Annotated in this window: 15 protein-coding genes; 7 read left to right on the forward strand and 8 right to left on the reverse strand. The window is 71.1% G+C overall.

The window, feature by feature from the left end; all coding sequences use genetic code 11:
- Positions 1 to 11: 11 nt before the first annotated feature.
- The gene (locus ACWDZ7_RS08105) at positions 12 to 884 is read right to left on the reverse strand and encodes a Cgl0159 family (beta/alpha)8-fold protein (protein ID WP_451795928.1); all 873 of its coding nucleotides are present in this window, start codon (positions 882 to 884) and stop codon (positions 12 to 14) included.
- Positions 885 to 1,036: 152 nt separating this feature from the next.
- Positions 1,037 to 1,978 carry a 5-dehydro-2-deoxygluconokinase gene (gene iolC, locus ACWDZ7_RS08110; RefSeq protein WP_451795929.1) on the reverse strand — a complete coding sequence of 314 codons (942 nt, stop codon included), beginning with the start codon at positions 1,976 to 1,978 and terminating at the stop codon, positions 1,037 to 1,039.
- Between the two features lie 206 nt (positions 1,979 to 2,184).
- On the opposite strand from iolC, the gene ACWDZ7_RS08115 reads away from it, so the two are divergent.
- The 4 genes from ACWDZ7_RS08115 to ACWDZ7_RS08130 all read left to right on the forward strand — a co-directional run bounded on the left by ACWDZ7_RS08115 (position 2,185) and on the right by ACWDZ7_RS08130 (position 6,351).
- Positions 2,185 to 3,084: a sugar phosphate isomerase/epimerase family protein gene (locus ACWDZ7_RS08115; RefSeq protein WP_451795821.1), complete on the forward strand. Its 900-nt coding sequence runs from the start codon at positions 2,185 to 2,187 to the stop codon at positions 3,082 to 3,084.
- A gap of 240 nt (positions 3,085 to 3,324) precedes the next feature.
- The gene (locus ACWDZ7_RS08120) at positions 3,325 to 3,522 is read left to right on the forward strand and encodes a MerR family transcriptional regulator (RefSeq protein WP_055564500.1); all 198 of its coding nucleotides are present in this window, start codon (positions 3,325 to 3,327) and stop codon (positions 3,520 to 3,522) included.
- A 138-nt stretch (positions 3,523 to 3,660) separates the two neighbouring features.
- On the forward strand, positions 3,661 to 3,984 hold the full coding sequence (locus tag ACWDZ7_RS08125) for a heavy-metal-associated domain-containing protein (RefSeq protein ID WP_451518084.1): 324 nt from the start codon (positions 3,661 to 3,663) through the stop codon (positions 3,982 to 3,984).
- 108 nt (positions 3,985 to 4,092) lie between these two features.
- The gene (locus tag ACWDZ7_RS08130; RefSeq protein ID WP_451795823.1) at positions 4,093 to 6,351 is read left to right on the forward strand and encodes a heavy metal translocating P-type ATPase; all 2,259 of its coding nucleotides are present in this window, start codon (positions 4,093 to 4,095) and stop codon (positions 6,349 to 6,351) included.
- A gap of 409 nt (positions 6,352 to 6,760) precedes the next feature.
- Here the strand turns inward: ACWDZ7_RS08130 and ACWDZ7_RS08135 are convergent, their stop codons facing one another.
- The 5 genes from ACWDZ7_RS08135 to ACWDZ7_RS08155 form a co-directional block, all read right to left on the reverse strand.
- The gene (locus tag ACWDZ7_RS08135; RefSeq protein ID WP_451515712.1) at positions 6,761 to 8,050 is read right to left on the reverse strand and encodes a citrate synthase; all 1,290 of its coding nucleotides are present in this window, start codon (positions 8,048 to 8,050) and stop codon (positions 6,761 to 6,763) included.
- A gap of 133 nt (positions 8,051 to 8,183) precedes the next feature.
- Positions 8,184 to 10,469: an SF1B family DNA helicase RecD2 gene (gene recD2, locus ACWDZ7_RS08140; RefSeq protein ID WP_451795930.1), complete on the reverse strand. Its 2,286-nt coding sequence runs from the start codon at positions 10,467 to 10,469 to the stop codon at positions 8,184 to 8,186.
- A gap of 299 nt (positions 10,470 to 10,768) precedes the next feature.
- The gene (locus ACWDZ7_RS08145; protein WP_451795825.1) at positions 10,769 to 11,617 is read right to left on the reverse strand and encodes a sugar phosphate isomerase/epimerase family protein; all 849 of its coding nucleotides are present in this window, start codon (positions 11,615 to 11,617) and stop codon (positions 10,769 to 10,771) included.
- Complete coding sequence (locus ACWDZ7_RS08150; RefSeq protein ID WP_451795826.1) at positions 11,614 to 12,789, reverse strand: dihydrodipicolinate synthase family protein; 1,176 nt, start codon at positions 12,787 to 12,789, stop codon at positions 11,614 to 11,616. Before ACWDZ7_RS08150 ends, ACWDZ7_RS08145 begins: the two co-directional genes overlap by 4 nt.
- The gene (locus ACWDZ7_RS08155) at positions 12,786 to 13,937 is read right to left on the reverse strand and encodes a Gfo/Idh/MocA family protein (RefSeq protein ID WP_451795828.1); all 1,152 of its coding nucleotides are present in this window, start codon (positions 13,935 to 13,937) and stop codon (positions 12,786 to 12,788) included. Before ACWDZ7_RS08155 ends, ACWDZ7_RS08150 begins: the two co-directional genes overlap by 4 nt.
- 121 nt (positions 13,938 to 14,058) lie before the next feature.
- Between ACWDZ7_RS08155 and ACWDZ7_RS08160 the strand changes: the two genes are divergently transcribed.
- The gene (locus ACWDZ7_RS08160; protein ID WP_451795830.1) at positions 14,059 to 15,102 is read left to right on the forward strand and encodes a LacI family DNA-binding transcriptional regulator; all 1,044 of its coding nucleotides are present in this window, start codon (positions 14,059 to 14,061) and stop codon (positions 15,100 to 15,102) included.
- Here the strand turns inward: ACWDZ7_RS08160 and pdxR are convergent.
- The gene (gene pdxR, locus ACWDZ7_RS08165) at positions 15,083 to 16,672 is read right to left on the reverse strand and encodes a MocR-like pyridoxine biosynthesis transcription factor PdxR (protein WP_451795831.1); all 1,590 of its coding nucleotides are present in this window, start codon (positions 16,670 to 16,672) and stop codon (positions 15,083 to 15,085) included. The genes ACWDZ7_RS08160 and pdxR overlap by 20 nt on opposite strands.
- Positions 16,673 to 16,700: 28 nt before the next feature.
- Between pdxR and ACWDZ7_RS08170 the strand changes: the two genes are divergently transcribed.
- On the forward strand, positions 16,701 to 17,300 hold the full coding sequence (locus ACWDZ7_RS08170) for a LysE family translocator (protein ID WP_451795833.1): 600 nt from the start codon (positions 16,701 to 16,703) through the stop codon (positions 17,298 to 17,300).
- 33 nt (positions 17,301 to 17,333) lie between these two features.
- Positions 17,334 to 17,486 (forward strand): hypothetical protein, encoded by a 153-nt coding sequence (locus ACWDZ7_RS08175; RefSeq protein ID WP_451795835.1) that lies wholly within the window; start codon positions 17,334 to 17,336, stop codon positions 17,484 to 17,486.
- Positions 17,487 to 17,510 lie beyond the last annotated feature (24 nt).

Here is a 17,510-nt window from a genome sequence, read left to right on the forward strand (position 1 = left end):
TATAGGTCCCGCTAGAACAGTCCTACGGCGGTGTCGACCGCCCCCGCCACGTCCCCGTCGGGCGGATAGAGCAGGGCCCTGCCGATGACGAGTCCCCGCACGGTGGGCAGTTGCAGGGCGCCGCGCCACTTCTCGTAGGCGGCGTCCTGATCGTCCCCGATGTCCCCTCCGAGCAGCACGGCCGGCAGGGTGGACGTCTCCATGACGCGGGCCATGTCGTCGGGGTTCTCGGTGACGGGGACCTTCAGCCAGGTGTACGCCGATGTCCCGCCGAGCCCCGAGGCGATGGCGATGGACGTGATGACGGCCTCGGCGCTCAGGTCGTTGCGGGGCGGCCCCCCGCCGTCGCGGCGGCGGGTCAGGAACGGCTCGACGAAGACCGGCAGCCGGCGCTCGGCCATGGCGTCGACGGCGCGCGCGGCGGAGTGCAGGGTGGTCAGCGACCCCGGGTCGTCGTAGTCGACGCGGAGCAGCAGTTTGCCCGCGTCGAAGCCGAGGCGCCCGAGGTCCTCGGGCCGGTACCCGGTGAACCGGTCGTCCAACTCGAAGGCGGCCCCCGCGAGCCCCCCGCGGTTCATCGACCCCATGACGACCTTGCCGTCCAAGGCGCCGAGGAGCAGCAGGTCCTCCAGGATGTCGGCGGTGGCGAGCACGCCGTCGACCCCGGGCCGCGACAGCGCGAGACAGAGCCGCGTGAGGAGGTCCCGGCGGTTGGCCATGGCGAGGGGGTTTCCACCGACGCCGAGAGAGCCACGCGCCGGATGATCCGCAGCGATGATCATCAACCGCCCTCCCCCCTCGAGCAGCCCCCGCCGCCCCCGCCGCGCGGCGGCTTCGGCGATGGCTTCGGGGTGGTGGGCGCGGGTATGGGTGAGGGCAGCGATATCGACAGACGCGAGCCCTTCCGACGAACGGGCAGCCGCGCCCACATCCAGCCCCTCCGGCGAGCGGGCAGCCGCGGCCAAGTTCAGCCCCTCCGGCGTTTGAGGAGCGGGGTCCGGGGCGGAGCCCCGTGGGCGGTGCGCACGGCGGGGGCTCACAGAACACCCCCCGCTTCCATCGCCGAGGCGACCTCGCCAGAAAACGGCATGGCGGACGAACACTCCAACCGCGAAGCGACAATCGCCCCCGCCGCGTTGGCGTACCGCATGACCCGCTCCAACTCCCACCCCGCGAGCAGCCCATGGCACAGCGCCCCGCCAAAGGCGTCCCCCGCACCGAGCCCGTTGAGTACCTTCACCGGCAGCGGCGGCACCTGCGCGCACTCCCCCGCGCGGTTCATCGCGAGCACTCCTTCGGGACCCTGCTTGACGACGGCGAGCTCGACCCCGGCGTCGAGCAACGCCCGCGCGGCGACAAGCGGTTCACGTGACCCCGTGGCGATCTCGACCTCGTCGAGGTTGCCGACGGCGACCGTGGCATGCGCGAGGGCGGCGGCATAGTGGAGCCGCGCCTCGGCCGGGTCCGGCCGGGCTGTGTCCGTCCAAAGAGTGGGCCGCCAGTCCAGATCGAAGACCGTGACACCGGCCGACCGCGCGGCCAACGCCGCCAGCGTCGCCGAACGACTCGGCTCCGCGCAGAGCCCCGTCCCCGTCATCCAGAAGACCCGCGCCGCCGCGATCGCGCCCAGGTCGAGTTCATGCTCGTACATCTCCAGGTCGGGCGCCTTGGGCAGCCGGTAGAAGTACAGCGGGAAGTCGTCCGGCGGAAAGACCTCGCAGAACGTCACCGGCGTCGGCAGCCCCGCGACCCCGCTCACCCAGCGGTCGTCGACGCCGAGCTCCCGCAGCGCCCGGTGCAGATAGGTCCCGAAGGGGTCCTCGCCGGTGCGTGTGATGACGGCGGTGCGGCGCCCGAGTCGTGCCGCGGCGACGGCGACGTTGCTGGCCGACCCGCCGAGGAACTTCCCGAACGTGGTGACCTCGTCGAGGGGCACGCCGCTCTGCAGCGGATAGAGATCGACCCCGATCCGCCCCATGGTGATGACGTCGTACGGATCTGTCGGGTCTGTTGCCGGATCGGCCGGATCAGCCGGATCGGTCGGATCTGTCACCCTGCACTCCCTCTCGGCGGCGGCGGCGCTGCCCCAGGTCTAATCCCGCTCCAGGAACCCTGTCAACATTTTGTCCTTACATTCGGACCACTCCTTGACACTCTTCCGAGGCGGCCGGGAGGCTGGCCGACATGACGACGCTGTCTCGCATCCGGATCGGTTCGGCGCCCGACTCGTGGGGCGTGTGGTTTCCCGAGGACTCCCGACAGGTCCCCTGGCGCCGCTTCCTCGACGAGGTCGCCGGGTCCGGGTACGAGTGGATCGAGCTCGGCCCGTACGGCTATCTGCCCACCGACCCCGCCGAACTCGCCGACGAGACGGCCCGTCGCGGTCTGAAGGTCTCCGCGGGCACGGTCTTCACGGGCCTGCACCACGGGCCCGCCGTCTGGGAGAAGACATGGGCGCACGTCGCCGGCATCGCCGCGCTCACCCGGGCCATGGGCGCGGAACACCTCGTCGTCATCCCCTCCTTCTGGCGCGACGACAAGACCGGCGAGGTCCTGGAGGACCGCGTCCTGACGCCCGCGCAATGGCGTGAACTGACCGCCCAGACCGAGCGCCTGGCCCACGAGGTCCGCGAGCGCTACGGCCTCCAGGTCGTCGTCCATCCGCACGCGGACACGCACATCGACACCGAGGAGAACGTCACCCGCTTCCTCGACGCCACCGACCCCGACCTCGTCTCGCTCTGCCTGGACACCGGCCACTACGCCTACTGCGGCGGGGACAGCGTCAAGCTCATCGAGACGTACGGCGAACGCGTCGGCTATCTGCACCTCAAGCAGGTCGACCCGGAGATCCTCGCCGCGGTGCGGGCGGACGAGGTGCCGTTCGGGCCCGCGGTGGCGCGCGGCGTGATGTGCGAGCCGCCCGCGGGGGTTCCCGCGCTGGAGCCCGTCCTCGCCGCGGCGCAGCGGCTCGGCGTCGAGCTGTTCGCCATCGTGGAGCAGGACATGTACCCCTGTCCGCCGGACAAGCCCCTGCCGATCGCCCGGCGCACCCGCGCCTTTCTGCACTCCTGCGGGGCCTAGGCCGTATCCGCGAAGCCCCGCGCCCCGCCGACCCATGCGTCGCTTTTGTTACAGACCGGCCCTTCCTGTCACACATGTCTCATCTCCGTGAGGCTTACGTCACAGGCCGTCGACAAGCACCCCGCACCGGTCACTGTGCGTCGTTCACCGGGCACAGGCTCAGTGATTGCCGCGCGCAGCGCCCGGCTCCCCCGTCGGCTCCTCCGGAGTCGCCCCGGGCGCGCGCAGGGAGGTGCACCCATGACCGACCGCAGGCTCTGGTCGTACAAGGAAATCGCCGCGCACATCCGCGTACAGCCGGACACCGTGCGCTCCTACCGCAAGCACGGTCTGCTGCCGGACCCCGACCACGTGGAGGGCGGCAAGCCCTACTGGTACGCCGACACGGTCCGCGCCTGGGTGGCGGCCCGCCCGGGCAACCGCGGACGCAGGGACTGAGGGCGGCACGCCCCGGTCCCGTTGAGAAGTACCCCCCAGGGGTATAGTGTGGTGAGTGTCAGGAGGTCCCGGGTACTCCCGGGATCCCTCCTGCACATTACGTCGCATACGTACACACGCCTCCCCGAGGAGAACGACATGAGCGCCCAGACCGAGCTCCCGCAGGCCGCGTCCGAGACGACCGGCTCCTGCTGCTCCCCCAGCGGTTCCTGCCACTCCGACGGCGCCGCCGAGGCGCCGCAGGGTGCCGTCACCACGGTGTACGAGGTAACGGGGATGACCTGTGGCCACTGCGAGGGCGCCGTCTCCGGCGAGATCTCGGAGATCGCGGGCGTCACCTCCGTCAAGGCCGTCTCCGCCACCGGCCAGGTGACCGTGGTCTCCGAGGCGCCGCTGGACGAGGCCGCGGTGCGCGCCGCGGTCGACGAGGCGGGCTACGAACTCGTCGGCGTCAAGGCCTGAGGGGCGGCCTGCCGGGCAACCCGGGCCCTGTGGTGCCGACACCGGCACCACAGGGCCCGCCGCCGTCCCACCAGCCACAGACGTAGCCAGAAGTAGTACGAAAGAGCCATGACCGAAGTCTCCGAAGTCGAACTCGCCGTCGGCGGAATGACCTGCGCCTCCTGCTCGTCCCGCATCGAGAAGAAGCTGAACCGCCTGGAGGGCGTGACCGCCTCGGTCAACCTCACCACCGAGAAGGCGAAGGTCACGTACGCCGACGGAGTCGAGGTCCCCCAGCTCATCGCCCTGGTCGAGAAGCTGGGCTACACCGCCGAGGAGATCGTCCCGCCGCCACCGGAGCCCGAGACCGGCCCCGCCCCCGCGCCGACCACCGCGGACATCACCGAGCCCGACACCCTGCGGCAGCGCCTGACCGTCTCCGCCCTCCTGTCCCTGCCCGTCGTGCTGCTCGCGATGGTCCCCGCCCTCCAGTTCGACAACTGGCAGTGGCTCTCGCTGACGCTCGCCGCACCCGTCGTCGTCTGGGGCGGTCTGCCCTTCCACCGGGCGGCGTTCACCAACCTCCGGCACGGCGCCGCGACCATGGACACGCTCGTCTCGGTCGGCACGCTCGCCGCGTTCGGCTGGTCGCTGTGGGCACTGTTCCTCGGGGACGCGGGCATGCCCGGGATGCGGCACGGCTTCGGCTTCACCGCCTCGCCCGGGGCGGGCGCCTCGACGATTTATCTCGAAGTGGCATCGGGCGTCATCACGTTCATCCTGCTCGGGCGCTGGCTGGAGGCCCGTTCCAAGCGGCGGGCCGGCTCGGCCCTGCGTGCCCTGCTCGAACTGGGCGCCAAGGACGTCACCGTGGTGCGCGACGGCACGGAGGAACGCATTCCGGTCGGCCGGCTGGCCGTCGGCGACCGTTTCGTCGTACGGCCCGGCGAGACCGTCGCGACCGACGGCACCGTCGTCGAGGGCGCGTCCGCCGTCGACGCCTCGATGCTGACCGGCGAGTCCGTGCCGGTGGACGTGGGCGTGGGCGACGCCGTCACCGGCGCCACCGTGAACGCCTCGGGCCGTCTCGTCGTACGGGCGACCCGCGTCGGCTCCGACACGCAGCTGGCGCGCATGGCGCGGCTCGTCGAGGACGCGCAGACCGGCAAGGCGCGGGTGCAGCGCCTCGCCGACCGGATCGCCGGGGTCTTCGTGCCGGTTGTCCTGCTCATCGCCGTCGGCACGCTCGGCGGCTGGCTGGGCGTCACGGGCGATGCGACCGCCGCGTTCACCGCCGCCGTCGCCGTCCTGATCATCGCCTGCCCGTGCGCGCTCGGCCTGGCCACGCCCACGGCCCTGATGGTCGGCACGGGACGCGGCGCCCAGCTCGGCATCCTCATCAAGGGCCCCGAGGTCCTGGAGTCCACGCGCCGCGTCGACACGGTCGTCCTGGACAAGACGGGGACGGTGACCACGGGCCGCATGGAGCTGGCGGAGGTCCGCGCCGCCGGAGACACCGACGAGAAGCAGCTGCTGCGCCTCGCCGGCGCCCTGGAGCACGCCTCCGAGCACCCGGTCGCCCGGGCCGTCGCGGCGGGCGCCGCCGACCGGCTGGGCACCGCCATCGGGGAGCTGCCCGCGCCGGAGCGGTTCGAGAACGTCGCCGGGCTCGGGGTGCGCGGCACGGTGGACGGGCACGAGGTGCTCGCCGGGCGCGAGCGGCTCCTCGCGGACTCGGGCGTCACCGGCCTGGACGCGCTGACCATACTGAAGGACGAGGCGGAGGTGTCGGGACGTACGGCCGTGCTGGTCGCCTGGAACGGCGCCGCGCGCGGCGTGCTGACGGTCGCCGACGCCCTCAAGGGGACCAGCGCCCAGGCGGTGCGCGAGCTGCGCGCGCTCGGCCTGACGCCGGTGCTGCTCACCGGCGACAACGAGGCCGTCGCCCGGGCGGTGGCGGACGCGGTGGGCATCCCGTCCGACGCCGTGTACGCGGAGGTCCTGCCGCAGGACAAGGTCGATGTCGTACGACGGTTGCGGGCAGAGGGCCGGGTCGTGGCGATGGTGGGGGACGGGGTGAACGACGCGGCGGCGCTCGCGACCGCCGATCTCGGCCTCGCGATGGGCACGGGCACGGACGCGGCGATCGAGGCGAGCGACCTGACGCTGGTGCGCGGGGACTTGCGGGTCGCGGCCGACGCCATCAGGCTCTCCCGCAAGACGCTCGCCACCATCAAGGGCAACCTGTTCTGGGCCTTCGGCTACAACGTCGCCGCGCTGCCGCTCGCCGCGGCGGGGCTCCTGAACCCGATGATCGCGGGCGCCGCGATGGCGTTCTCGTCGGTGTTCGTGGTCACGAACAGCCTGCGGCTGCGGACGTTCACATAACCTCTTCACACATCCGTTTCAGCATCCTCACGGACCTCTCCGTATCCCCATTTCGGGGCCCTTGCGTATGTACAGGACATATGCAAGAGACGCAGATCACAGTGATCCGAACGTAACCATCTAGGGGGGTCGCGAGTCTAATGGGACGATGCCAGAAGATGTCTTGGGGGACGTCGTCTGACATCAGGGGACATCTTGGGGGATGTTTCCTGGAATTGCGTTGCCGGGGCACGTGCACCGGGGAGCTTTGAGCGGCCCTCCCGTACGTACGCGTCCCGGCAGACCGCAGGGCAGCCACAGACCCCCGGCCGGATCCCGTGGGGGGAATCCGCACCGGGAAAAAGGGAAGCGCCCCGACCGTCGACCCGTGGGGGGATCGGCGGCGGGGCGCTTTCCGCTTGACCGGGGGTCAGCGACCCTCGACCGGGACGAAGTCCCGAAGAACCTCACCGGTGTAGATCTGCCGAGGACGACCGATACGGGACCCCGGCTCCTTGATCATCTCGTGCCACTGGGCGATCCAGCCCGGAAGACGTCCCAGCGCGAACAGCACGGTGAACATCTCCGTCGGGAAGCCCATGGCCCGGTAGATGAGACCCGTGTAGAAGTCCACGTTCGGGTAGAGCTTCCGCTCGACGAAGTAGTCGTCGGCCAGCGCGTGCTCTTCCAGCTTCAGCGCGATGTCGAGCAGCTCGTCGGACTTGCCGAGCGCCGAGAGGACGTCGTGCGCCGCCGCCTTGATGATCTTCGCCCGGGGGTCGAAGTTCTTGTAGACGCGGTGCCCGAAGCCCATGAGCTTCACGCCGTCTTCCTTGTTCTTCACCTTGCGGATGAAGGTGTCGACGTCACCGCCGGAGGCCTGGATGCCTTCGAGCATCTCCAGGACCGACTGGTTGGCGCCGCCGTGCAGCGGGCCCCACAGGGCCGAGATGCCGGCCGAGATCGAGGCGAACATGTTCGCCTGCGAGGAGCCGACCAGACGCACGGTGGACGTCGAACAGTTCTGCTCGTGGTCCGCGTGCAGGATCAGGAGCTTGTCGAGCGCGGCGACGACGACCGGGTCCAGCTCGTACTCGGCGGCGGGCACCGAGAACGTCATGCGCAGGAAGTTCTCGACGTAGCCGAGGTCGTTGCGCGGGTAGACGACCGGGTGGCCCTGCGACTTCTTGTACGCGTAGGCGGCGATCGTCGGAAGCTTGGCGAGAAGGCGGATCGTCGACAGATGACGCTGCTTCTCGTCGAACGGGTTGTGGCTGTCCTGGTAGAACGTGGACAGCGCGCTCACCACGGACGACAGCATGGCCATCGGGTGGGCGTCACGCGGGAAGCCGTCGTAGAACCGCTTGACGTCCTCGTGCAGCAGCGTGTGCTGCGTGATCTCGTTCTTGAAGGTCGCGAGCTCGTCGACCTTCGGCAGCTCGCCGTTGATCAGCAGGTACGCCACCTCGGTGAAGGTGGAGCGCTCGGCCAGCTGCTCGATCGGGTAGCCGCGGTACCGGAGGATGCCCTGTTCGCCGTCGAGATAGGTGATGGCGGATTTATAGGCGGCGGTATTGCCATAGCCGCTGTCCAGGGTCACCAGACCGGTCTGGGAGCGGAGCTTCCCGATGTCGAAGCCCTTGTCGCCGACGGTCGAATCGATCACCGGGTAGGTGTACTCGCCATCGCCGTACCGCAGTACTACAGAGTTGTCGCTCACGTCATCCCTCACCGACGTTGTGCCTCTTCTTCGAGGTGCCCTGACTGTCTCTACCATCCCCCATTTGGCCCTGGAGAGTGCACTCGGGGTCGACCATTGGGCCTATTGGCGGCACTCAGTGCCGCCAACCTGCTCATCCTGCCCCCTTCGCCCCGGTTCCGGAAGTACTGTGTGACGTTTCCGACTCGTTTGATCGATCAAAACGCCGAGGACCCTCTCCGCGGCGCCCCGAGAGCCTGAAATCGAGCGCTGTGCAGCGCCTGCCCGCGGAGACCGTGCGTACAGCCTGGCCCAGAGCCTTGCGCGAACCGACGAGGACCACCAGCTTCTTGGCGCGTGTCACGGCGGTGTAGAGCAAGTTGCGCTGCAGCATCATCCAGGCGCCTGTGGTGACCGGGATCACCACGGCCGGATATTCGCTGCCCTGGGAGCGGTGGATCGTCACGGCGTACGCGTGGGACAGCTCGTCCAGTTCGTCGAAGTCGTACGGGATTTCCTCGTCCTCGTCGGTCAGGACGGTGAGCCGCTGCTCGTCGACGTCGAGGGCGGTGACGACGCCGACCGTGCCGTTGAAGACGCCGTTCTGCCCCTTCTCGTAGTTGTTGCGGATCTGGGTGACCTTGTCGCCGACGCGGAAGACCCGCCCGCCGAACCGCTTCTCGGGCAGGTCGGGCCGGGCCGGCGTGATGGCCTGCTGGAGGAGGCCGTTGAGGTTTCCGGCGCCCGCGGGGCCGCGGTGCATGGGGGCGAGGACCTGGACGTCGCGGCGCGGGTCGAGGCCGAACTTCCGGGGGATGCGGTGGGCCGCGACGTCCACGGTGACGCGGCCCGCGTCCTCCGTCTCCTCCTCGACGAAGAGGAAGAAGTCCTTCATGCCCTGGGTGAGGGGCGGGACACCGGAGTTGATGCGGTGGGCGTTGGTGACCACGCCCGACTCCTGGGCCTGCCGGAAGATGCGGGTGAGGCGGACCGCGGGGATCGGGCTGTCGTCACTGAGCATGTCCCGGAGCACCTCGCCCGCGCCGACGCTGGGCAGCTGGTCGACGTCGCCGACGAAGAGCAGATGGGCGCCGGGCGGGACGGCCTTGACCAGTTTGTTGGCCAGGAGCAGGTCGAGCATCGAGGCCTCGTCGACCACGATCAGGTCGGCGTCGAGCGGCCGCTCCTTGTCGTACGCCGCGTCACCCCCCGGCCGCAGTTCGAGCAGGCGGTGCACCGTGGAGGCCTCCGCACCGGTCAGTTCGGCGAGGCGCTTGGCGGCGCGTCCGGTGGGGGCGGCGAGGACGACCTTGGCCCTCTTCGCACGGGCCAGCTCCACGATGGAGCGGACCGTGAAGGACTTGCCGCAGCCGGGGCCGCCGGTAAGGACGGCGACCTTCCGGGTCAGCGCGAGCCGGACCGCCGCTTCCTGCTCGACGGCGAGCTGGGCGCCCGTACGGTCCGCGAGCCAGGCGAGGGCCTTGTCCCAGGCGACGTCCCGGAAGCCGGGCATGCGGTCGTCCGGGGTCTTCAGCAGGCGCAACAGCTGGGCGGCCAGGGACAGTTCCGCCCGGTGGAAGGGGACGAGGTAGACGGCGGTGATGTCGTCGCCGCCGTCCGGGTCGGGGAGGGCTTCGCGGACGACTCCCTCCTCCTCCCCGGCCAGCTCGCCGAGGCAGTCGATGACCAGGCCCGTGTCGACCTGGAGCAGCTTCACCGCGTCGGTGATGAGGCGCTCCTCGGGCAGATAGCAGTTGCCCTGGTCGGTGGATTGCGAAAGGGCGTACTGAAGACCGGCCTTGACGCGCTCCGGGCTGTCGTGCGGGATGCCGACGGCCTGGGCGATGCGGTCGGCGGTGAGGAAGCCGATGCCCCAGACGTCGGCGGCGAGGCGATACGGCTCGTTCTTGACTATGGAGATCGACGCGTCGCCGTACTTCTTATAGATGCGCACGGCGATGGAGGTGGAGACGCCGACGCCTTGGAGGAAGACCATGACTTCCTTGATGGCCTTCTGCTCCTCCCAGGCGGCGGCGATCATCTTGGTCCGCTTGGGCCCGAGGCCGGGCACCTCCACCAGGCGCTTCGGCTCGGTCTCGATGACGTCGAGGGTGTCGACGCCGAAGTGCGTGGTGATCCGGTCGGCCATCACGGGGCCGATGCCCTTGATGAGGCCGGACCCGAGATAGCGGCGGATGCCCTGGATGGTGGCGGGGAGCACCGTCGTGTAGTTCTCGACGGTGAACTGCTTGCCGTACTGCGGGTGGGAGCCCCAGCGGCCCTGCATCCGCAGGCTCTCGCCGACCTGGGCGCCGAGCAGCGAGCCGACGACGGTGAGCAGGTCGCCGGCGCCGCGGCCGGTGTCGACACGCGCGACCGTGTAACCGGTCTCCTCATTGGCGTACGTGATGCGCTCGAGGACGCCCTCGAGCACCGCCATCGCTGCAACTGGACTGGACATGATCCGACGCTACCGCCCGGCACCGACAGCGCGGGCGGCCTGTGGACAACTACGGGCCCTGTGGAAACTCGAAGGGGCCCGGTCCGTCGACCGGGCCCCTTCCATCCCTCCCCTTTGTCAGTAACCCCGCGATTCCCCCGGAATCCCCCCAGATCCCCCCTCGGGAAGTCCTGACGTCAAGTACGACACGCATGGTGGCCGAAGGGTTGCACGGCGTGGCGCACAAAAATTATCTGTCTGCCCGTCAGCCGGAGCCGCGCACGCGTCCGCGTCACGCGTCACGCATGTGTGCGGAAAGCCTCCGCCGTCTCCCGCAGCACCTCTCCCCCGTCCCGCGCCCACAGCGCCTCGTTGAAGATCTCCACCTCGATCGGACCGTCGTACCCGGCGGCCTCGACGAGCGCGCGGAAGGCCCTGAAGTCGACGCTTCCGTCGCCCAGTTGCCCGCGCCCCAGCAGCACGCCCGCGGGCAGCGGAGTGATCCAGTCCGCCAGCTGGAAGGCGTGCAGACGGCCGCCCGCCCCCGCCCGCGCGATCTGCGCGGGCGCCTGGTCGTCCCACCAGACGTGGTACGTGTCCACGACCACGCCCACCTGGTCCGCGGGGAAGCGTTCCGCGAGGTCGAGTGCCTGGCTCAGCGTGGAGACCACGCAGCGGTCCGCGGCGAACATCGGGTGCAGCGGTTCGATGGCCAGGCGTACGCCCCACTCCTCGGCGTAGGGCCCGAGGACCGCGAGGGCCTCCGCGACGCGCTCCCGTGCCCCGGCGAGGTCACGGCTGCCGGGCGGCAGGCCGCCCGAGACCAGGACCAGCGTGTCCGTGCCGAGTGTCGCCGCCTCGTCGATCGCCGCGCGGTTGTCGTCCAGGGCACGCGCGCGTGCCGTCTCCTCCGTGTCCGTGAAGAACCCGCCCCGGCACAGGCTCGTGACCGTGAGGCCGCTCTCGCGCATGAGGCGGGCGGCGCGCTCGACCCCGTACTCCTGGACCGGGGCGCGCCACAGGCCGACCGCGGTGATGCCCTCCTTGGCGCATCCTTCGGCGAGTTCGGGCAGCGAGAGCTGCTTGACGGTCTGCTGGTTGATGCTCAGCCGTGACAGCGGGGGCGGGGTGCTCGTCGCGGTACTCATTGCGGTACTCCATGGACGGTCAGCAGCGAGCGCATCCGGGACGCCGCCAGGGACGGGTCGGGGAACAGGCCGAGTCCGTCGGCCAGTTCGTAGGCGCGGGCCAGATGCGGGAGCGAGCGGGCCGACTGGAGGCCGCCCACCATCGTGAAGTGTGTCTGGTGCCCGGCCAGCCAGGCGAGGAACACCACGCCGGTCTTGTAGTAGCGCGTGGGGTTCTGGAAGAGGTGGCGGGACAGCTCGACGGTGGGGTCGAGGAGAGCGCGGAAGGCCTTCACGTCACCGGTGTCCAGGATGCGCACCGCTTCGGCGGCGAGCGGCCCCAGCGGGTCGAAGACGCCGAGCAGCGCGTGGCTGAAGCCGTGGTCGTCGCCCGCGATCAGCTCGGGGTAGTTGAAGTCGTCGCCGGTGTAGCAGCGCACTCCGTGCGGGAGTCGGCGGCGCAGGGCGACCTCGCGGTCGGCGTCCAGGAGCGACACCTTGATGCCGTCGACCTTGTCGGGGTGTGCGGCGATGACCTCCAGGAAGGTGTCGGTCGCCGCGTCCAGGTCGGCCGAGCCCCAGTAGCCCTCCAGGGCGGGGTCGAACATGGGGCCGAGCCAGTGCAGGATCACCGGTTCGCTCGCCTGGCGCAGGAGGTGGCCGTACGTCTCCAGATAGTCGTCCGGTGAGCCGGCCGCGGCGAGGGCGCGCGACGCCATCAGGATCGCCTGGGCGCCGACCGATTCGACGAGGGCGAGCTGCTCCTCGTACGCCTCTCTGACCTGGGTCGGGCTCGCGGGCGTGGCCAGTTGGTCGGTGCCGACGCCGCACGCGATGCGGCCGCCGGCCGTCTTCGCCTCGGCGGCCGAGCGGCGGATGAGTTCGGCGGCGCCCGTCCAGTCCAGGCCCATACCGCGCTGGGCGGTGTCCATGGCCTCGGCGACGCCCAGGCCGTGTGACCAGAGGTGGCGGCGGAAGGCGAGCGTGGCGTCCCAGTCGACGGCGGCGGGGCCGTCCGGGGAGACGTCCGCGGAGGGGTCGGCGACGACGTGGGCGGCGGAGAAGACGGTGCGCGAGGTGAGCGGGGGGCCACCGGCCGCCGTCAGGAGCGGCTCGGTGCGCGGGGTGTACGCGCGCGTGCCGCCTCCCTCGGCGGGGAGCAGGACGGCGTCCCCGGTCCGGGCGGCGCTCACAGCTCGATCTCCGGTACGTCGAGGCGGCGGCCCTCGGCGGAGGACTTCAGTCCCAGTTCGGCGAGCTGCACACCGCGCGCGCCGGCCAGGAGGTCCCAGTGGTAGGGCGCGTCGGCGTACACGTGCTTGAGGAAGAGCTGCCACTGCGCCTTGAAGCCGTTGTCGAACTCGCCGTTGTCGGGCACCTCCTGCCACTGGTCGCGGAAGGAGTGCGTGGCGGGCAGATCGGGGTTCCACACCGGCTTGGGTGTCGCGCTGCGGTGCTGTACGCGGCAGCCGCGCAGCCCCGCGACCGCCGACCCTTCCGTGCCGTCGACCTGGAACTCCACCAGCTCGTCGCGGTTGACGCGCACCGCCCAGGAGGAGTTGATCTGCGCGATCACGCCGCTGTCCAGCTCGAAGACGCCGTACGCGGCGTCGTCGGCGGTGGCGTCGTAGGGCTTGTCGCGCTCGTCCCAGCGCTGCGGGACGTGGGTGGCGGTCAGGGCCTGGACGGTGCGTACGCGGCCGAACAGCTCGTGCAGGACGTACTCCCAGTGCGGGAACATGTCGACGACGATGCCGCCGCCGTCCTCGGCGCGGTAGTTCCAGGAGGGGCGCTGGGCGGCCTGCCAGTCGCCCTCGAAGACCCAGTAGCCGAACTCGCCGCGGACCGAGAGGATCCGGCCGAAGAAGCCGCCGTCGATGAGCCGCTTCAGCTTGAGCAGGCCCGGCAGAAACAGCTTGTCCTGGACGACGCCGTGCTTGACGCCTGCGTCCCTGGCCAGGCGGGCGAGGCCGAGGGCGGCGTCCAGGCCGGTGGCGGTCGGCTTCTCGGTGTAGATGTGCTTGCCCGCGGCGATGGCCTTCTTGAGGGCGTCCTCGCGGGCGGAGGTGACCTGCGCGTCGAAGTAGATGTCGACGGTCGGGTCGGCGAGGACGGCGTCGAGGTCGGTGGAGAAGTGCTCCAGTCCGTGCCGGTCGGCGAGCGCGCGCAGCGCGTGCTCGCGGCGGCCCACCAGGACCGGCTCGGGCCACAGCACGGTGCCGTCGCCGAGGTCGAGGCCGCCCTGTTCGCGGAGGGCGAGGATCGAGCGGACGAGGTGCTGGCGGTGGCCCATGCGTCCGGTGACGCCGTTCATGGCGATGCGCACCGTCTTGCGTGTCACGAAAGTCCCTCCGTAAGAGCGTAGCAAGCGCTTTCTATCGGTGAAGAAGCTAGCCTGCCGCACAAGGTTCGGACAAGGGCTTCGGACTTTCGGGCCAGCGCAGTGACCGGAGGACGACGAGATGACCGTGACCCTGGCGGATGTGGCGGCGCGCGCGCGGGTCTCCCCCGCCACCGTCTCCCGCGTGCTGAACGGCAACTACCCCGTCGCGACCGCCACCCGCGAGCGGGTCCTGCGGGCCGTGGACGACCTCGACTACGTCCTGAACGGCCCCGCCAGCTCGCTCGCCGCGGCCACCTCCGACCTGGTCGGCATCCTCGTCAACGACATCGCCGACCCCTTCTTCGGGATCATCGCGGGCGCCGTGCAGTCCGAGATCGGCGGACCCGGCGGACGCGCGGGCGGCGAGCGGATGGCGGTGGTGTGCAACACCGGCGGCTCTCCGGAGCGCGAACTGACCTACCTCACGCTCCTCCAGCGCCAGCGCGCCGCCGCGGTGGTCCTCACCGGCGGCGCGGTCGAGGACCCCGAGCACGCGGCAGCCATCGCCGGGAAGCTGCGGCGCCTCGCGGAGGCGGGCTCGCGGGTGGTGCTGTGCGGGCGGCCGCCGTCGCCGGAGACCGACGCGGTGGCGCTCACCTTCGACAACCGCGGGGGCGGGCGACAGCTCACCGAGCACGTGCTGGGGCTCGGCCACCGGCGTGTCGGCTACATCGCGGGCCCGCAGGAGCGGACGACCACGCGGCACCGTCTGGAGGGCCACCGGGCGGCGCTGGCCGCGCACGGTGTCGCTGACGATCCGGCGCTCACCGTGCACGGTCCGTACGACCGCCGCTCCGGCTACGACGCCACGGTCGAACTCCTGCGCCGCGCCCCCGACCTGACGGCCGTCGTCGCCGCCAACGACACGGTGGCGCTCGGCGCCTGCGCGGCGCTGCGGGACAAGGGTCTGCGCATCCCGGACGACGTCTCGGTGGCGGGCTTCGACGACCTGCCGTTCAGCATCGACGCCGTCCCCGCGCTCACGACGGTCCGCCTGCCGCTGCACGAGGCGGGAGCGCGGGCGGGCCGCATCGCCATGGGCAAGGAGGAGCCGCCGCCGGGGGGTGTGGCGACGGTCCACGGGGAGCTGATGGTGCGGGGCTCTACCGGGGGGTTTGGGTAGAGGGCCGGGTCGACGCGCCCAGCCTGCCCAGTACCGCCACGCCCTCGGCGATCCGGGTCGGGTTGCCGGCCGCGTAGCCGAGGACCAGGCCCGGGGGGTGCGGGAGCTGGGTGTGCCAGGACAGGGGGTGGACCTTGACGCCGTGGGCGAGGGCGGCCGTGGCCAGGGCCGTGTCGGAGTCGGCGTACGTGCGCTCGTCGAAGGTGATCATCAGGTGGAGGCCGGCTGCCGCGCCGTGCACCACCGCTCCCGGCAGGTGCGTACGGATCGCCTCGATCATCGCGTCCCTGCGTCTGCGGTGGTGCTTGCGGATGAGCCGCAGATGACGTTCCAGGTCGCCGGATTCCATGAGGTGGGCGAGGACGAGCTGCGGCAGCGCCGCGTTGCCGAGGTCGGTCAGGCGCTTGGCGTCCACCAGCGCCGCGCGGTACGCGGGCGGGGTGAGCAGCCAGCCCAGGCGCAGGGCGGGCGCGAGGAGCTTGGAGACGCTGCCCGCGTAGCAGACGTGCTCGGGGAGCAGCGCGCGCAGGGCGGGGACGGCGGGCCGGTCGTAGCGGTGCTCGGCGTCGTAGTCGTCCTCGATGACGAGGCCGCCGTCGCGGGCCCAGTCCATCAGCTCGCGCCGCCGCTCGCCGCCGAGCACCACCCCGGTGGGGAACTGGTGGGCGGGCGTGAGCAGCACGGCCGGGGCGCCGGTGGCGCGCAGCGCGTCGACGCGGACTCCGTGGGCGTCGACCGGGACGGGCGGCGTGCCGAGCGGACGCAGATGCTGGCGCACGCCGAGGGAGCCCGGCTCCTCGACGGCGATCTCGGAGATCCCTTCGGCACGCAGTACGTCGACGAGCAGCCGCAGCGCCTGGGCCGTGCCGTTGACGATCATCACGTCGTCGGGGTCGGCCATGATCCCTCGGTTGAGGGAGAGCCAGCGCGCGACGGTGGCGCGCAGGGCGGGGGCGCCGCGCGGATCTCCGTACCCGAAATCGGAAGGCGTCAGCCCCGCGAGCACGGAACGCTCGGCGCGCAGCCAGGCCGCGCGCGGGAAGGCGGCGAGGTCGGGCAGGCCGGGGGACAGGTCGATGCGGGCGGGCGCGGCGCGGATGGCGTCGAAGATGCCGAGGTCGTCGGGAGGGGCGGTGAAGAGGCCGGGGCGGCGCGGCGCTCCTGTTCCCGGCCCATCATTCGGCCGGGTCGACGGCGGTGACGGTGGCGGCGACGCGACGACGACGGTGCCGCCGCGCCCCCGCCCCGCGACGTGTCCGTCCTCGGTGAGCCGCCGGTAGGCCTCGGTGACGACGCCGCGCGAGACGCCGAGTTCGTCGGCGAGGGCGCGGGTGGCGGGGAGTCTGCTGCCGGTGGTGAGACGCCCGTCCGCGATGGCCCCCCTGATCCGCCCCGCGAGCCAGCCACCGAGCCCACCTCTGGGGGCGTCACGGGGGTCCAGCTGGAGGAAGTCGGAGGTGGCACGGACGGGACGCGGCGCCTTGCCGCCCGCGCGGCCGCTTGGCTCGTCGCCCGGCTCCTTCCCCCGAGTTATGGACCGGTCGGAAGGAGATCCATTGGACCTGTTCATGGAGCCATTGTGGCGACAGGGTCAAGGCATGGAATTTCTGCTCACCTCCCTCGTCGTCTGTGTGACGCCCGGCACCGGCGTCCTGTTCACGATCGCGGCGGGCCTCTCCCGTGGCACCCGGGCCGCGGTGATCGCGGCCGTCGGGTGCACGCTGGGTGTCGTCCCGCACATGGTGGCCGCGATCACCGGCCTCGCGGCGCTCCTGAACACCAGTGCGGTCGCCTTCCAGACCCTGAAGTACCTGGGCGTGGCGTACCTCCTCTACATGGCGTGGAGCACGCTGCGGGACAAGAGCGAACTCACCGCCGAGCGGGAGACGGAGCCGCGCTCGGCGGGCCGGACGATCCTGACGGGCGTACTGATCAACATCCTCAATCCCAAGCTGACGCTCTTCTTCTTCGCCTTCCTGCCGCAGTTCGTGAGCGCCGACGAGCCGTACGCGTTCCTGCGCATGACGGAGCTGAGCGCGTACTTCATGCTGATCACGTTCGTGGTCTTCGTGGCGTACGGACGGTTCGCCGCGGCGATGCGCGGCCACGTCATCTCGCGCCCGCGCGTGATCGGCTGGATGCGCCGCACCTTCGCGGTGGCGTTCGCGGCGCTGGGGGCGCGGTTGGCGTTCCTCTGAGGTCGTTGACATCACCGGGAAAAGGAGGCTCATATGGCAGTCATGGTCATGGACGCACCCACCAGGACGGGGGCCTACGAGGACGAGGCGGAGGTCCCGTTCGGCGAGGATCTGGTCCTGCCGCTGACCGGGCGGAAGATCACCGTCAGGACGGACGGTTTTCCCAAGGCCGGCGACCTCGGCTGAGTCACGGCGGGGTTGACCACATCC

Source organism: Streptomyces sp. NPDC003032 (genome assembly GCF_053591415.1).

Excerpts from the sequence above, each read along its gene's own strand:
- ACWDZ7_RS08145 (WP_451795825.1), bottom strand. The coding sequence starts at position 11,617 with ATGAGTACCGCGACGAGCACCCCGCCCCCGCTGTCACGGCTGAGCATC.
- recD2 (WP_451795930.1), bottom strand. The coding sequence starts at position 10,469 with ATGGCGGTGCTCGAGGGCGTCCTCGAGCGCATCACGTACGCCAATGAG.
- ACWDZ7_RS08125 (WP_451518084.1), top strand. The coding sequence starts at position 3,661 with ATGAGCGCCCAGACCGAGCTCCCGCAGGCCGCGTCCGAGACGACCGGC.
- iolC (WP_451795929.1), bottom strand. The coding sequence starts at position 1,978 with ATGGGGCGGATCGGGGTCGATCTCTATCCGCTGCAGAGCGGCGTGCCC.
- ACWDZ7_RS08170 (WP_451795833.1), top strand. The coding sequence starts at position 16,701 with ATGGAATTTCTGCTCACCTCCCTCGTCGTCTGTGTGACGCCCGGCACC.
- ACWDZ7_RS08175 (WP_451795835.1), top strand. The coding sequence starts at position 17,334 with ATGGCAGTCATGGTCATGGACGCACCCACCAGGACGGGGGCCTACGAG.
- pdxR (WP_451795831.1), bottom strand. The coding sequence starts at position 16,672 with ATGAACAGGTCCAATGGATCTCCTTCCGACCGGTCCATAACTCGGGGG.
- ACWDZ7_RS08115 (WP_451795821.1), top strand. The coding sequence starts at position 2,185 with ATGACGACGCTGTCTCGCATCCGGATCGGTTCGGCGCCCGACTCGTGG.
- ACWDZ7_RS08130 (WP_451795823.1), top strand. The coding sequence starts at position 4,093 with ATGACCGAAGTCTCCGAAGTCGAACTCGCCGTCGGCGGAATGACCTGC.
- ACWDZ7_RS08160 (WP_451795830.1), top strand. The coding sequence starts at position 14,059 with ATGACCGTGACCCTGGCGGATGTGGCGGCGCGCGCGCGGGTCTCCCCC.
- ACWDZ7_RS08120 (WP_055564500.1), top strand. The coding sequence starts at position 3,325 with ATGACCGACCGCAGGCTCTGGTCGTACAAGGAAATCGCCGCGCACATC.